Source organism: Allorhizobium borbori, assembly GCF_014196535.1.
In the GTDB taxonomy this organism is placed as follows: domain Bacteria; phylum Pseudomonadota; class Alphaproteobacteria; order Rhizobiales; family Rhizobiaceae; genus Ectorhizobium; species Ectorhizobium borbori.
This window is the reverse complement of record NZ_JACIDU010000018.1, coordinates 23598-38420: the sequence shown is the minus strand read 5'-3', so window position 1 is coordinate 38420 and position 14823 is coordinate 23598. Positions and strand designations below refer to the sequence as shown.

Sequence of the window (14823 nt, the reverse complement as noted above, 5' to 3'; positions counted from 1 at the left end):
GACAGTTCCCGAAGTCCTCCGGAACAACGCCGAGCGTCCCAACAGGGGAGCGGGCACATGACCATGTCTTCCTCGACCTCGTCCCGGCGTCCTCTCACCCCTGGCCAGAGCAGGCGATTGCGGCTTCTTGCCTTGCTCTTCCTCATCATCTCGGCGGATGTCCTGCTGCTCGGGCTTCAGCCCGGTATCAACCTTTTCGTCTTCGCAAATCTCGTCTCCGCCGTTCTTCTCATCGTTGCCCGCGCACATCTGTCCCGCCTGCAACAGGCCGGATGCCTGCTTCTATCGCTTGCTGCGACCACGCCGCTTCTGGAACAGGCAAGCTGGATGGGCATCGCCATTGCGCTTGCGGCACTGGCCGTCGTGGCGCTCGCCGCAGCCGGCCTCATGCCCAGACAACGCACGCGCATCCCAGCCGCCATCCTGCGATTTTTCCTCGCAATTCCCGGCAGGGTCCGACGGGCGCCGTCCCACGTCATGGGCCGTGGTCGGCAGCAAGTGACATCCAGCCATCTCTGGTCACAAATCAAGGCCTGGATCATTCCGGTCGGTCTCGCCTGCGGCTTCCTCACCCTCTTCTCCATCGCCAACCCGATGATCGGAATTCTGTTCGATCACCTGAGCTTCGACCTCTTGCTGCGCCTGTTTGACCTCGACCGCATCGGCCTGTGGATCGTGGTCGGCGTTCTCGGCGGCGCGCTGCTGCGTCCACATCTCCAGCATATTACCATCCGGCGCCGCTGCGACGCTTCGCTCAACGTCCTGTTCGGCGAAGCCATGCTCCTGCGCTCGCTGGCGTTGTTCAATGTGGTCTTTGCGCTGCAGACCGGTCTGGACCTGACCTACTTATGGGGTGGCGCAGAATTGCCGGCGCATATGAGTTATGCGCGATATGCCCATCGCGGCGCTTATCCGCTTATCGTTACGGCCCTGCTTGCCGCCGTGTTCGTGCTTGCCGCCATGCGTCCCGGTGGGCCGGGCAGCCGCAGCCGGCTCATTCGCGGCCTTGTCTACCTCTGGATTGCCCAGAATGTCCTTCTCTGCCTTTCCGCCATGCTACGGCTCGATCTCTATGTCGAAATCTACTCGCTGACCGAATTGCGGCTCGCCGCAGGCATCTGGATGGGCCTCGTCGCGACCGGTCTGCTCCTCATCCTGCTGCGCATCCGCTTCAACCAATCCAATGCATGGCTTGTCAGCTTGAGCAGCATAGCGCTCGCAACCGTCCTGTTCGTCAGCGCACTTGCCGATTTGCCGGCCTTCATCGCCCGCTTCAATGTGGAACACAGCCGCGAAATTTCCGGGAAAGGCCTCCCACTCGACCTTTTTTACCTCAGGGAACTCGGCCCCTCCGCGCTACCTGCGCTCGACACCTATATCGCGGCTGTTGAAACAATGGCCGGGCCGCAGCGCGATCTCGCCCGGGACATTCGTAGCCGGTTGGCCTACGCGGCCCTTCGTCGCCCAGACGACTGGCGAAGCTGGACCTTCCGCAAGGCGCGGCAGAACGCCTACATTCTCCTGACCGCACCGGTTGCAAGATAACGCCAAAACGACCAAAACAGGATCAAACCACCGCAGGCCTCCCATGACGCACCGTATTCTTGTCGTCGACGACGAACCCAATATCCGCGAAGTGATCTGCTTTGCGCTGGAACGCGCCGGCATGGCCACGACCACTGCCCGCAACGGCACAGAGGCCATCATGGCCTTTCGCCGGGGCCAGGTGGATCTCATCGTGCTCGACATCGGTATGCCAGACATGGACGGCCTCGATGTCTGCCGGCAGATCCGCCAGAGTTCCAACCTGCCGATCCTGTTCCTTTCGGCCCGCGACGAGGAGATCGACCGGATTCTCGGCCTCGAGATCGGCGGTGACGATTATGTCACCAAGCCGTTCAGCCCACGCGAGCTGGTGGCCCGGGTGAAAACCATCCTAAAGCGCGCCAGCCCCACACAGCCGGCCACAACCCTTAGCGCGGGCGCGCTGCGTCTCGACCGGGGCGGACGCAGCGTTGCGTTTGGCGACGTCTTGCTGTCAATGACCGCACTTGAATTTTCAATCATCGATACCCTGCTCTCGCGGCCGAACATCGTCTTCAGCCGCACCCAACTCATGGAAGCGGCCTATGGTGTCGGTACTTACGTTGCCGACCGAACGATCGACAGCCATATTCGCAACATCCGCGCCAAGCTTGCGGTCGCCGGCGGCGACGGCATCATCGCCACCGTTCACGGCATCGGTTTCAAGCTTGCCATCGAACCCGGGAGCACCGACTGATGCCGCAGCTTCGCGTCAAACCCAAGTGGCGCCCGCCGCTGGCACTCATCGTCTATGCCGTCCTGCTGACCGTGATGACCCTTCCGGCCCTAGCGGTTCTCTGGTTCCGTCTCATAGCGGCAAACTCGAACGCCATGGCGCCGGCGGAACTGACCGCCCTCGTCATTATTCCGCTGCTGACGCTTGCGGTCGCCTATGTGCTCACCCGCACCCTGACCGGGCCGATCCATGCCCTGATCGCCCGGACAGACGCCATCGCACGGGGCGGGCGGGCCGCGATCCAACCGCTCGACAATTACGGCACCCGGGAGATCGCCGCCCTCTCGCAGAGTTTTCTCGACCTTGCCGGCAAGCTGGTCGATCACTCCGACTATGTCCGGTCCTTCGCAACCCATGTCTCGCACGAACTGAAATCGCCGGTAACATCCATCCGCGGCGCGGCGGAGCTGCTGCGCGAAGATGACATCGAAACACCGATGACCGGTGCCGAGCGCCAGCGCTTCCTCGACAATATCATCGCCGATACCAAGCGGCTCGATACGCTGCTGGCGCGCCTGCGGGATCTGGCACGTGCCGAATTGCCGGCAACAGCCGGAAAGAGCAGCCTCGCAGATATCGTCACCATGCTGGAGGCACGCTTTCCCACCGTGACCATCACCCTTCCCGAGCGGAGCGTCGATCTTATCGCCCTGCCCCCGGATGCGGCCATGATCGTCTTCGGCAATCTGGCCGAAAATGCCCTTCAGCACGGCGCACAAGGCCTAACCCTGGAAACCGGGGACACGGGCCACATGATGACGGTTCAAGTGAAGGACGATGGCCCCGGTATTCCCGAAGGCAACCGAAGCCGGATCTTCGAACCATTCTTTTCAACCCGCCGCGATGATGGCGGCACGGGCATGGGCCTTGGAATCGTCAGTGCGGTGCTATCCGCCCATGGCGGTTCAATACGCCTGCACGAGACCGGTGACGATGGCACGACATTCGAAATTCTGCTGCCGCCAGCACGGTGAATAGACCAGCCGCACACGGTAACGTGCCGCAGATGTGAACCGGCATCGAACGCATTCCCGAAGCGGACCCATAAAGACTTGATCTATTTCGCGAAATCAATGACCGGCCAGAAATCTGCAGATCGGATTTCAAACCTGACATGGTCGACCGATAAATCAAAAAATAATTTATGACTTGAAAAATCAAGTTTTTAGAATAAACGGTCCTGACCGACCATGAAATGCCTTTCCTCATGCCTGTTCGCGACAAAATTTTCGGAGTCCTCATTGCCATCGGCGGCTGCCTGACGGTCTGGTGGGCTGTGTCGTGGGCCGGGCTTGTCAGTCCCTTCCTGCTTCCACCGCCGGTCAAGGTCTGGCGTGCCTTTGTGGCGCTGTGGTCAAGCGGCGAACTCCTGCATCACACATGGGCCAGCGCCATGCGCGTGGGCATCGGCTATGGACTCGCCGTGTCCGTCGCCATCCCGCTGGCTATCGTCTTTTCGGCAAGCGGTATCGTTCGAGTGGTCGCGGAACCCCTGTTGGAGTTCCTCCGCCAGATCCCTCCGCTGGCCCTCATGCCGCTCTTGATGTTGTGGCTCGGGATTGGCGAAGCGCAGAAGATCGGGATCATCATACTGGCGTGCTTCTTTCCGGTTTTCCTCGGCATGCGCGGCGGCATCGCCCAGGCAGATCGCAAACTGATCGAGGTTGGCAAGGTCTGTGGCCTCAACCGATGGGAGATCATTCGCCGCATCGTCATGCCCTCCGCCTTGCCGGCCCTCGTCGTCGGATTGCGGATCAGCCTCGGCTATAGCTGGCGCGCGCTTGTCGGTGCCGAACTGATCGCCTCTTCTGTCGGCCTCGGATATCTGATCACGGACGCACAGGACCTCGCGCGCACCGATATCGTTCTCGTCGGCATTCTCGTGATCGGGGTCGTCGGCCTTGCAACCGATTTCCTGCTGAAGCGCCTTTGCGCACGCCTGGCTCCGTGGCTCGCCGGCGATCTGGAGATGGCGCGTGCTTGAGCTTTCCAACATCGGGAAACATTATGACGTCGCGGGCCACCGGGTCGCAGCCTTGTCGGGCATCGACCTGACGCTGACGCGCGGCAGTTTTACAACGATTGTCGGTCGCAGCGGCTGCGGAAAGACAACGCTGCTACGCATTCTGGCGGGGCTTGCATCGCCCGACACCGGCGAAGTCCTTTCGGGTGGCCCTGCCCCGCGCATTGGCGTCGTCTTCCAGGAAGCGCGGCTCATGCCCTGGCTCAAGGTTGCCGAAAACATCGCCTTCGGCCTGCGCAAGCGCGTCGATCGCAAAACGATCGATGAAAGGGTGTCCGCCATTCTCGATCTCACGGGACTGAGCGCCTTCCGGAGCGCCATGCCGGCCCAGCTTTCGGGGGGCATGGCGCAGCGCGTGGCCCTTGCCCGGGCACTCGTGATGGAACCCGACCTGCTTCTCATGGACGAACCCTTCGCCGCGCTCGACGCCTTTACCCGGCGCAGCATGCAGAATGAACTCGTTTCCCTGTGGCAGGCACGAAAGCCGACAATCGTCTTCGTCACCCATGACGTGGAGGAAGCCGTCGTGCTCGGCCAGACCGTGATCGAGCTTTCGGAGGGCCGTGTCGTTGGACGGCAAACCGTCGACATCCCCTACCCGCGCGACCCTACGGGTGTCGAAGCCTCTCTCTGTCGGCGCGCGGTCCTCGCCCGCCTTCTCACACCGGCCACGCCGGATCGAATGCAAACAAAACCTGATTGAGGAGAAAGCCGTGAAGCTCATCCGGACCATCGCTCTTGCCGCCACGCTGATCGCCGCACCGGCCCTTGCCGCTGACCAGCCTTCAAGCGTCCGCATCACCTACGTAGCCTCGCCGTTCAACGTGCCCTCCATCGTGATGCGCGAGAAGGGCTATCTGGACGAAACCTTCGCCGCCAGAGGGGTCAAGGTCGAGAGCCCGGAAATCACGTCAGGCGCACAGCAGACGCAGGCCATCGCCGCCGAGGAAATCGACATTGCCAGCGTTCTAGGGGGCACGTCGGCCATTCTCGCCAAGGCGAATGGTGTCGACCTCAAGGTTATCGCAGCTTATGCCCGTTCGCCCAAAGCCTACTTCCTGATGACCCGTGGTGACGGTCCCGCGACGCTTGCCGACCTCAAGGGTAAGAAAATCGCCGGCCCGAAGGGCACCGTGCTCAACCAGCTTCTCGTCGCCGCTCTGGCCCAGCAGGGGCTGACGCTGAAGGATGTGGAATATATCAACATGGACCTGCCGACGGCCCGCGCCGCTCTTCTCAGCGGTCAGGTGGATGTCGCAACCCTTGCTGGGGCAAACGCCGTTGCCGTCGAAAAAGCCGGCGGCAAGCCGCTGACCAGCGGTGAGGGCCTGATCAAGCCGACAACTGTCATCGCCGCCCGCACGGCCTTCCTCGATGCGCATCCCGATCTGGTAAAGGCCTATTTCGACGCCCACAACAAAGCGCTCTCCTTCATGAAAGCCCATCCGGAGGAAGCACTCGCCATAGCGGCGAAGGAACAGAAGATCTCCATCGAAGACGCCAGGGCGCAGATGCCCCTTTATGATTTCACGCCGGTAATGAGTGAAGATGACGTCGCCAACCTGACGGAAGATCAGGCCTTCATGATCGAGGCCAATATGCTTCAGAAGGCAAGCGCCATCGACATCAAGGCCGATCTCATCGCCCCGAGCGCCTTTGAGGCGAAATAAGCCGGGAGCCGGGGCCATGTGCCCCGGCCCTTTCCCGATCCATGCCCGGCAGGACGCCATGAAACTCTCGATCCTCGACCCCGTACAAATCCCTCGCGGCATGACCTCTTCGGGCGCGCTGCAAAGCTCGATCGCTCTTGCGCAGGAGGCCGAGAGGCTTGGCTATACGCGCTACTGGGTGGTTGAGCATCACGGCATCCGGTTCGAGGCAAATCCCGCACCGGAAGTTTTCGTCGCGGCCCTTGCCGGCGCAACGAAAACCATCCGCATCGGTGCGGGTGGCGTGCTGCTCAACCACTACAGTCCCTACAAGGCCGCCGAAGCGCTGCGCACGCTGAACGCGCTTTTCCCCGGACGCATCGATGTCGGGATCGGCCGTGCGACGGCCGGCATCAAGGTCGATACGGCGCTCAAGCGCCTGCGCGATGCAGAGACACCGGACGATCATGAACAGCAGGTATGTGAACTCGTCGGCTGGCTCGGAAACGACCTGCCTGATGGTTCGCCGTTCCGGGACCTCACCATCATGGCCGACGAGCCGGCCGGCCCTCTCCCGTGGATTCTCGCGGCAACCGAGGCGAGCGCCGTCCGCGCGGCGCGCCATGGGCTGGCGCTCGCCTGCAGCGCATTTCACATTCCTGCCAATGCACCGGATGCAGTGGCAGCCTATCGGAAACATTTCCGGCCATCGCCCTGGCAGGCCGGCATTTCCGAGCCGCAAACGCTTCTGGCGCTACGCGTCGTCATCGGCGAAACCCAGCAGGAAGCGGAACGTCTGGCCATGCCTGTGCGGGCTGTCTTCAAGCTACGCCGGGAAGAGGGCATCTTTCTGGACAGGCTGCCCACACCGGAAGAAGCCGAGCTTATTCTTGGCGGGCATGTGGGGGCCGAAGACACCGACTGGCCCGATTACCTCGTCGGTACGCCTGAACGCGTGCGCCACGCCATTGAACGTATGGCCAGAGAAACGGGTGTCCGCGAGTTCATGGTCCAGGATTTCCTCGACCAGCCGGAATTGCGGCTCCGCAACTATACCCTTCTGGCGCAGGCCTTCCAGTAAGATGCGGGCGCGGAATCTGCCGGGATTTGAAGAATAGCCGAAAATCCTCTCTTCTCGGCGAAGCCGGTTCTGTCTCAAAGACGCTGATCGCGGGCATCCGGCACTAACGGGATACCATCCTCCTGCTCGATGAGATCGACGCCGCTGGTCGCCTGTGCACGCATGGCCAGAAGCAGGGACATGACCTTGGCAGCGGCTTCCGGGACAGGGAGGCCGCCGTCGCGGATGTTCGATATGCAGTTGCGCCGCGAGTCCGGCAGGCCAGCTTCCGGCGCATGGGTCATGTAGACCCCGAGGCTGTCGGCAGCGGAAAGCCCCGGACGCTCGCCGATAATGACGATCACCGTCCGCGCACCAAGGGCAACGCCAGCATCGTCACCCAACGCAACGCGGGCCTGGGTCGCAATCGTGACCGGCCCGACCGAAAAGTCCTGCTCCGCCAGCAGGGGCAAAAGGGCTGCAACCAGCGGCGCGGCATTGATCTCGACAGCCGTGGCCGAGAGACCGTCGGCAATCACAAACGCGACGTCACATTCACTTGCCTTTGCCGCAAGCGCTCGGCGGCTCTTTTCGGAGAGCGCTCGCCCGAGATCGGGGCGGCGAAGATACTCGGCCCTGTCGACCACCCGACTGGCGGCATGCACCACCACCCCGCCGCAAGCCGTCAGGTTCCGCTCCAGTCCATCCACATCGAGCGGACGCCAGACGGCCTGGCGCGCCCGCGCATGATCGAGAAGGAAACCCTGGACGGCGGCGGTTGGCAAACCCGGCCCGCAGCGGCCAAGCGCGATGCGGGCTTCCGTCGCCGCCTTCAGGCATTCCAGAAGTTCCGGCGCCTTGGTGATCAGGGACGGACGCTGTTTGCTCATCAGGCACCATCCTGTTCGAGAACGTCGAGTTCCCGCAAGGCGCGTGTCACCAGCGCGGGCGTGTCTGCCAACCGGCCATCGGCATTCGTCAGGCCGACATTGCGCAACCATTCTTCGAATTCCGGAGCAGGCGGACGTCCAAGCGTTTCACGGGCATAGATCGAATCGTGATGCGAAAGCGTCTGGTAGTTCAGCATCACGTCGTCCGAGCCGGGCACAGTGATGACGAAGTTGACATTGGCCGCGCATAGCATGGTCAACAGTACATCCATGTCTTCCTGATCGGCATCGGCATGGTTGGTGTAGCAGACATCGCACCCCATGGGCAGGCCGAGCAGCTTGCCGCAAAAGTGGTCTTCAAGACCAGCCCGGATGATCTGCTTGCCGTTATAGAGATATTCCGGACCAATAAAGCCGACGACCGTGTTGACGAGAAGTGGCGAGAATTCACGCGCCACCGCATAGGCGCGAGCCTCCATGGTCTGCTGGTCCACGCCGAAATGAGCATCGCCGGAGAGCGCGGCGCCCTGCCCCGTCTCGAAATACATCAGATTGTCGCCAAGCGTACCCCGCTTCAGCGCCAGCCCTGCCTCATGTGCCTCGCGCAGTACGGCGAGATCGACACCGAAGCCGGCATTGGCTTTCTCCGACCCGGCAATCGACTGAAAGACCAGATCGACCGGGGCCGCCCGTTCCATAGCCCGGATTGCCGTGGTCACATGGCCGAGGCAGCAGGTCTGGGTCGGAATATCCAGCCATTGCCGCAAGTCATCGAGCAACTGCACGACACGGATATAATCCGGCACCGCACTGGTTGCCGGATTAACGCCGATCACCGCATCGCCGCTGCCCAGCAGCAGCCCGTCGATGGCCGAGAGCGCGATACCCCTGGAATCGTCGGTCGGGTGGTTCGGCTGATTGCGGGTGGAGAGACGCCCGGACAGGCCGATCGTGTTGCGAAAACGGGTAATGACCTCGCGCTTTGCAGCAACGGTGACCAGATCCTGCAGGCGCATGATCTTCGACACTGCCGCCACCATTTCCGGCGTCAGCCCCCAGGTGATGGCTTCCAGTTCCGGCTGGCCGACTGCGGGGTTGAGAAGCCATTCGCGAAATTCGCCAACGGTCAGCGACGAAACGGCACCGAAGGCATCCATGTCGTGCTGCCGGGCAATCAGTGCCGAAACCTCGTCGTCATCCGAAGCGATAAGCTCCTGTTCGAGAAAGGTCCTGAGCGGCAGGTCGGCAAGCGCCATCTGCGCCGCCAGACGCTCCACCGGGCCTTCGGCTGCCAGTCCGGCGAGCTGGTCGCCGGACCGTTCGGGCGTGGCTTTCGCCATCAGCGACTTCAGATCGTCGAAACGATAGGTCGTTCCCGCCGCAATCTGACGATATGCCATTTCGCAACCCCAACCTTACTTCACAAAGGTTTTCGTCAGGCCGGCCGTCCGGTCAACGATCATCACCACAGCGAGTGTCAGCACGATCAGCAGCACCGAGATTGCCGCAACGAGCGGATCGGCCTGGGTTTCCACATGCTGGTACATGGCAACCGGCAGGGTGGTGATGCGCGGACCGGTGAGGAAGAGCGAGATCACAGCCTCGTCGAACGAAACGAGGAAAGAAAGCGCCGCCGTCGCCACGATGCCTGGCATCATCATCGGCATGGTAATGCGCGTGAAGACGGTGAGCGGCGATGCGCCCAGCGTGGACGCGGCCTCTTCAACGATAAGCGGCAGACCGGCCAGCGAAGTCGTCAGAACACGGAGCGCATAGGGCAACACGATGATCAGGTGCGCAATCACCAGCCCGGTAAACGTTCCGAGCAGACCGGCACCGGCAAAGACGATCAGGATCGCAAGACCGAGAACGATGGTTGGCAGGAGAAGCGGCGCGGTGAACAGGGCAAGCAGCGCCTCGGCGCCGATGACGCGCATCCTGATGATGGCATAGGCCGCCGGAAGCGCAATCAGCATCGACAGCACCGTGACGATCACCGCCAGCAGCGTGCTCGTGCCCAGCGCGCCGATCATCCTGGAGTTATGCATCAGATCGACATACCAGCGCATGCTCCAGCCTGAAGGCGGAAAGGTCATGTAGGTATCTGCCGAAAAAGAGATCGGCACCACCAGCACGACAGGCGCCAGCAGGAACACGAACATGACGAAGGCGAGGATTTTCAGCGTCAGCGGAACGGGACGTTCGTCCATGGTTGAACTCCTTTAAAGAACGGCCCGCAGAAGCCGGGAATAAAGCACGAGCGCGGCCCCGAAAATCACGAGAATGATCATCGACAGCGTAGCGGCGAGTGGCCAGTTGAGCGTGACGATCGCCTGGTCGTAGATTTCCGTCGCAAGGAGGAAGACGCGCCCGCCGCCAAGGAGCTTGGGCGTGATGAAGGAACTGACCGCCAGCACGAAGGACAGGAGGCAGCCGAGCGCAACGCCGGGCATGGTGAGCGGCACAATGATCCGCCAGAACACTTTCCATGGCGAGGCGCCGAGCGTTTCCGCCGCTTCTTCGACGCGCGGGTCGAGCCTGCCGAAACCGGCAAGCAGCGCAAGGATCATGTAGGGCATCAGAATTTCGGTGAGCCCGATGACCACACCGACCTTGTTGAAGAGGAGCCTCATGGCATCAGCACCGAGCGCCTTGAGGGTGTTGTTGATCAGTCCATCGTCGGCAAGAATGGCGATCCAGCCATAGGTGCGCACCACGGCGGAGGTCAAAAGCGGTGAGATGACAAGCACGAGCAGGATCGTGCGCCAGCGGCCCTGTGCCCGGTGCAGGTAGAGCGCGATCGGATAGGAGGCGACAAGCGTCAGGATCGTGATCATCAGGCTCGTCAGAATGCTCTGCACGATGAGTTCGATATAGAAGCCATCGACAAGGGTGGAAGACCAGTTGTCGAGCGTATAGGCATCGCCAAGCCCGCCGCCGCCGAGGCTCTCGCGGAAGGAGAGCATCAGGAGGTTGAGGACCGGCATGATGAAGGCAAGTCCGTTGACCGCGATGATCGGCCCGAGAAGAAGCGTCGCCAGAAAGACGATGGACGAGGTGCGGCTACCGGGAGCCGTGATCATGGTTGCTGCGGTCATTGGGCCGCTCCGAACACCAGCGTATCCGCGACGCGCCAGGTGAGGTTCACCGCACTGCCGGGGGAAACGGGCGTCTCGCCGCCGGATGTGGTGCGCTCGACGGACATGACCTGGCCGCCGGCATCGATTTCGTAGTGAAGGATGTCACCGGCATAGTAGACGTCGCGAATCTCGCCGTCGATGCTGTTGATCGGCTCGCTGCCAAAATCGGGCATCGTCTCGCCTGCCGCCGTCATGACCATGCGGTGCGGGCGAACCATCAGCTCGACCTTGCCCTTGCTTGCACCGGGCGCACGCAAGGCTTTACCACCAACCGAAATGCAGTCGCCTTCGGCAACGCCGCTCAACCGGTTGGTCCGGCCGACGAAGGAAGCGACAAATGCAGTTGCGGGACGTTCATAAAGATCGTTGGGTGTGCCGAGCTGTTCGAGGCGTCCGCCGTTCAGCACCGCCACCTTGTCACACATGCTCAGCGCTTCCACCTGATCATGGGTCACGAAGATGGAGGTAATGCCGAGACGCTTCTGGATGCTGCGGATTTCGGAGCGCATCTCATCGCGCAGCTTGGCGTCGAGATTGGAAAGCGGCTCGTCGAAAAGAAGGATCGAAGGCTGGATCACCAGCGCGCGGGCAAGGGCAACACGTTGCTGCTGGCCGCCGGAGAGCTGGGCTGGGCGGCGGTCCTCGCGGCCTTCGAGCTGGACCATTGCAATTGCTTCACGGGCACGCCTTTCAGCTTCGGCAGCCGGAACCTTGCGCATTTCAAGCCCGAACATGACGTTCTTGAGAACCGACATATGCGGAAAGAGAGCATAGCTCTGGAACACGAGCCCGATGTCGCGCCTGTAGGGGGCAAGCTGTGTAACATCCTTGCCGCCGATCGAGATCGTGCCGGAGGTGGCAGGTGCAAGACCTGCGATCATGCGCAGCGAAGTCGACTTACCACAGCCCGACGGGCCGAGAAAAGCAACCAGCTCGCCCTTGGCGATCTCCAGATTGAGGTCATCGACGGCGACCATCGTCTCATAGCGCTTGGTCAGTGAACGGATCGAGAGGAATCCCGGCTGCATGGTGTCTGAGGTTCCCATTCTGGCTTGTGCCTTTCTTTAGCGACCCAGGCCGGCTGGTCTGGAAATCGACGTCTTGCGGTTTTGACCGGAACCCGCCGGCCCGGAGACCGACGGGAATTGTGCCGAGGAAAACCTTAACGGCTGAGGGGGATGACCTTGCGGCGCCAGTCCTGCGTGATCTGGTCACGGACCTTGGACAGACCGATCCAGTCAACCGGAATGACCTTGTCCATGGCGCCAATCACCGTGCGATCGGCGACCTCGGCGGCAACCTTGGCCTTGGCGTTGGTCGGAGCATAGTACATCGAAGCGGTGAAGGCAGCCTGGGCTTCGGCGCTCAGCGCATAATCGACGAACTTGCGCGCGGCTTCGGCCGACGGACCGCCCTTGACGAGATTGATCGTGTTGATCTGCAGGATCGTGCCTTCCTTGGGCAAAGCCACCTTCATCTTGCCGTTCGAGCCGTCGGCGTTGACCTGGCTGCGGGCATTCCAGCCCACGCCCAGCGAAACCTGGCCGTTGACCACCGTCGGATAGACTTCCGGCTTCGGTTCCCAGGTCTGGATGTTCGGGGCAACTTCAGCCATGGCGTTGATGCCGGCATCGATGTTCTTGATGAAATCCGTGCCACCATTGATGTGGTTCATGATGATCGTCGTGCCGATGCCGACGATATCCGGTGCACTGAGCATGGCGACCTTGCCCTTGAGGCTGGTATCCTTCAGCGCATTCCAGCTATCAGGCGCCTTCTTGATGGCATCGGTATTGTAGATCAGCACAAGATTGTCGAACGTCACGCCGACGCCGGCGACGCCCTCAAACTTGGCGTTCGGATAGAGATCGGCAAAGTTCTTGGTGACGCTCTCGTCAATCTTGTCGAACAGGCCCTCGTCCGTGCCGGTCTTGGCGACGGAAACGTCCATGAGAGCGACATCGGATTGCGGCGCGGCCTTCTGGGCGCGCAGCGCGCCGAGCATGGCGGCAGAACCCTGCTGCGGGAAATACTCGACCTTGATGCCGGGGTTGGCGGCCATGAACGGCTCGATGACAGCCTTGGTGTAGCGTTCCTGGAACAACCCGCTATAGCCAAGGAAAGTGACGGTCTGGTCGGCATAGGCCGGAATGGCAGCCATGCCGGCCAGAAGGATGCCGCTCAGGAAGATGGACTTTTTCACTTTGCTGTTCTCCTCTATGATTTTTGGGGAGGTGGCGGACGTATCCGCCACCGATCGGTAAATGTCAGGCGCTCAGCTTGGCCTGCACCAGCTTGTTGGCGCCGGAAATGTCCGGAAGCTTCTCACCGGCGCGCAAGCGCTGCAGAAGCACGATTTCGTCCTGCTGCATCTTGATCGCGCGCTCGGCCATCGGCCGGGCCTGCGCGGGGCTGAGGGCGACAACGCCGCTCTCGTCGCAAAGAATGGCATCGCCCGGATTGATGGTCTGGCCGCCGACGCTGATCGGCACGTTCAGTGCGCCTTCAAGGCCGAGGATCTTGGTGGTGATCGGCGAGGGACCGCGGCACCACATGGGCATGTCGACCTTGGTGAATTCCGAGAAGTCGGTCGCGGGGCCATCGATGACGCCGGCCTTCACACCCGCCATCTTCATGGTGTTGGTGATGACGCCGCCCCAGCAGGCATGGCGAACATCGCCGCAACGGTCGATGAGAACGATATCGCCGGGTCGTACGAGCTGCGTCAGATAATGCAGCAGCGTCGAATCGGCATTCGGAATGCGAAGGGTCACAGCGGTGCCCGCAACACGCTTGTTCGGCAAAACGGCGCGGATTTCCGGGTCGACAAAACCCGAGTGCAACACATGACCGATGGTTGCGACCTCGACCTGCTCAAGAAGTTCGATAACGTCGGCACCGATCTGTTCGGGCATGGGGTTGATGGTGAACATGGCTTTATCCGATCAGAGAACGTGGTGGTTCGCCACCGGCACATTGGTGCGGACAGTGGCCGTATAGTCGAAGTTGAGCACGGCGCTGGCCGTGCCAACGGTATCGGAGCACTGGGCGGCGATATGCCCCCACGGATCGATGACCATCGAGTGACCCCAGCAGGCCTTCTTGCCATCGGCATGAGCACCGATCTGGCCAACGGCCAGGAAATAGGTCTGGGTTTCGATGGCGCGTGCGCGGGCCAGCACTTCCCAGTGATCCTTGCCGGTCATCAGCGTAAAGGCCGCCGGCAGAACGATGACATCGGCACCCTTGTCACGGAGCGCGCGGAAAAGTTCCGGGAAACGGATATCATAGCATATGGCGCAGCCGACCGTCTTGTCACCGACCTGATAGGTCACGACATCCTCGCCCCGGGCAACGGAGTCGGATTCGCGGTAGCTGATGCCGTTCGGCGTATCGACGTCGAACAGGTGGATTTTCCGGTAGCGGGCAATCTGCTTGCCATCGGAGCCGAAAACCAGCGTCGAATTGTAGAAGCGGTTGCCTTCCTTTTCCACGATGGAACCCGCATGAAGGGTTATCGCGTGCTTCCTGGCCAGACCGGAAAGAAGCGTGTAGATTTCGCCACCCGGGAATTCTTCACCGCTCTCATGCATCGCTTCGGGACTATCGCCGAGAAATGCAAAGTATTCCGGAAGAACAACAAGGTCTGGCTTTTCTTCTCTGACTGCTTTTTCAATGAGCTCGGCAGCAATCTTGAGATTTTCTGCCTTGTTGCCCTGGGAATTCATCTGAACAAGTGAG

Annotated in this window: 15 protein-coding genes; 7 read left to right on the top strand and 8 right to left on the bottom strand. The window is 61.5% G+C overall.

Annotated features, from left to right (window positions below; genetic code table 11):
- The first annotated feature begins 57 nt into the window (after positions 1-57).
- The 7 genes from GGQ66_RS18780 to GGQ66_RS18750 all read left to right on the top strand — a co-directional run bounded on the left by GGQ66_RS18780 (position 58) and on the right by GGQ66_RS18750 (position 7073).
- Entirely contained in the window at positions 58-1545 is a 1488-nt protein-coding gene (locus GGQ66_RS18780) for a DUF4153 domain-containing protein (protein ID WP_306414082.1), read from the top strand.
- 43 nt (positions 1546-1588) lie between these two features.
- Positions 1589-2281: a response regulator gene (locus GGQ66_RS18775; RefSeq protein ID WP_183794501.1), complete on the top strand. Its 693-nt coding sequence runs from the start codon at positions 1589-1591 to the stop codon at positions 2279-2281.
- Positions 2281-3294 (top strand): HAMP domain-containing sensor histidine kinase, encoded by a 1014-nt coding sequence (locus tag GGQ66_RS18770; RefSeq protein WP_183794499.1) that lies wholly within the window; start codon positions 2281-2283, stop codon positions 3292-3294. Before GGQ66_RS18775 ends, GGQ66_RS18770 begins: the two co-directional genes overlap by 1 nt.
- A gap of 233 nt (positions 3295-3527) precedes the next feature.
- On the top strand, positions 3528-4304 hold the full coding sequence (locus GGQ66_RS18765; RefSeq protein ID WP_183794497.1) for an ABC transporter permease: 777 nt from the start codon (positions 3528-3530) through the stop codon (positions 4302-4304).
- A complete protein-coding gene (locus tag GGQ66_RS18760) occupies positions 4297-5046 on the top strand; it encodes an ABC transporter ATP-binding protein (RefSeq protein ID WP_183794495.1) in 750 nt (249 codons plus the stop codon). The genes GGQ66_RS18765 and GGQ66_RS18760 overlap by 8 nt, the downstream gene beginning before the upstream one ends.
- Before the next feature lie 10 nt (positions 5047-5056).
- The gene (locus GGQ66_RS18755) at positions 5057-6013 is read left to right on the top strand and encodes an ABC transporter substrate-binding protein (RefSeq protein WP_183794493.1); all 957 of its coding nucleotides are present in this window, start codon (positions 5057-5059) and stop codon (positions 6011-6013) included.
- 16 nt (positions 6014-6029) lie between these two features.
- A complete protein-coding gene (locus tag GGQ66_RS18750) occupies positions 6030-7073 on the top strand; it encodes an MsnO8 family LLM class oxidoreductase (protein WP_183794491.1) in 1044 nt (347 codons plus the stop codon).
- Between the two features lie 74 nt (positions 7074-7147).
- On the opposite strand, the gene eutC is transcribed toward GGQ66_RS18750, so the two are convergent.
- The 8 genes from eutC to GGQ66_RS18710 form a co-directional block, all read right to left on the bottom strand.
- On the bottom strand, positions 7148-7942 hold the full coding sequence (gene eutC, locus GGQ66_RS18745) for an ethanolamine ammonia-lyase subunit EutC (RefSeq protein WP_183794489.1): 795 nt from the start codon (positions 7940-7942) through the stop codon (positions 7148-7150).
- On the bottom strand, positions 7942-9342 hold the full coding sequence (locus tag GGQ66_RS18740; protein ID WP_183794487.1) for an ethanolamine ammonia-lyase subunit EutB: 1401 nt from the start codon (positions 9340-9342) through the stop codon (positions 7942-7944). Before GGQ66_RS18740 ends, eutC begins: the two co-directional genes overlap by 1 nt.
- A 15-nt stretch (positions 9343-9357) precedes the next feature.
- Positions 9358-10152, bottom strand: coding sequence for an ABC transporter permease (locus GGQ66_RS18735; protein WP_183794485.1), 795 nt, complete (start codon positions 10150-10152; stop codon positions 9358-9360).
- Positions 10153-10164: 12 nt separating this feature from the next.
- Entirely contained in the window at positions 10165-11040 is an 876-nt protein-coding gene (locus GGQ66_RS18730) for an ABC transporter permease (RefSeq protein ID WP_183794483.1), read from the bottom strand.
- Positions 11037-12110: an ABC transporter ATP-binding protein gene (locus GGQ66_RS18725; RefSeq protein WP_183794481.1), complete on the bottom strand. Its 1074-nt coding sequence runs from the start codon at positions 12108-12110 to the stop codon at positions 11037-11039. Before GGQ66_RS18725 ends, GGQ66_RS18730 begins: the two co-directional genes overlap by 4 nt.
- Before the next feature lie 134 nt (positions 12111-12244).
- On the bottom strand, positions 12245-13285 hold the full coding sequence (locus GGQ66_RS18720) for an ABC transporter substrate-binding protein (RefSeq protein ID WP_183794479.1): 1041 nt from the start codon (positions 13283-13285) through the stop codon (positions 12245-12247).
- A gap of 64 nt (positions 13286-13349) precedes the next feature.
- Entirely contained in the window at positions 13350-14015 is a 666-nt protein-coding gene (locus tag GGQ66_RS18715; RefSeq protein ID WP_183794477.1) for an RraA family protein, read from the bottom strand.
- A 12-nt stretch (positions 14016-14027) separates the two neighbouring features.
- Entirely contained in the window at positions 14028-14810 is a 783-nt protein-coding gene (locus GGQ66_RS18710) for a carbon-nitrogen hydrolase family protein (RefSeq protein WP_210287332.1), read from the bottom strand.
- Positions 14811-14823: the final 13 nt, after the last annotated feature.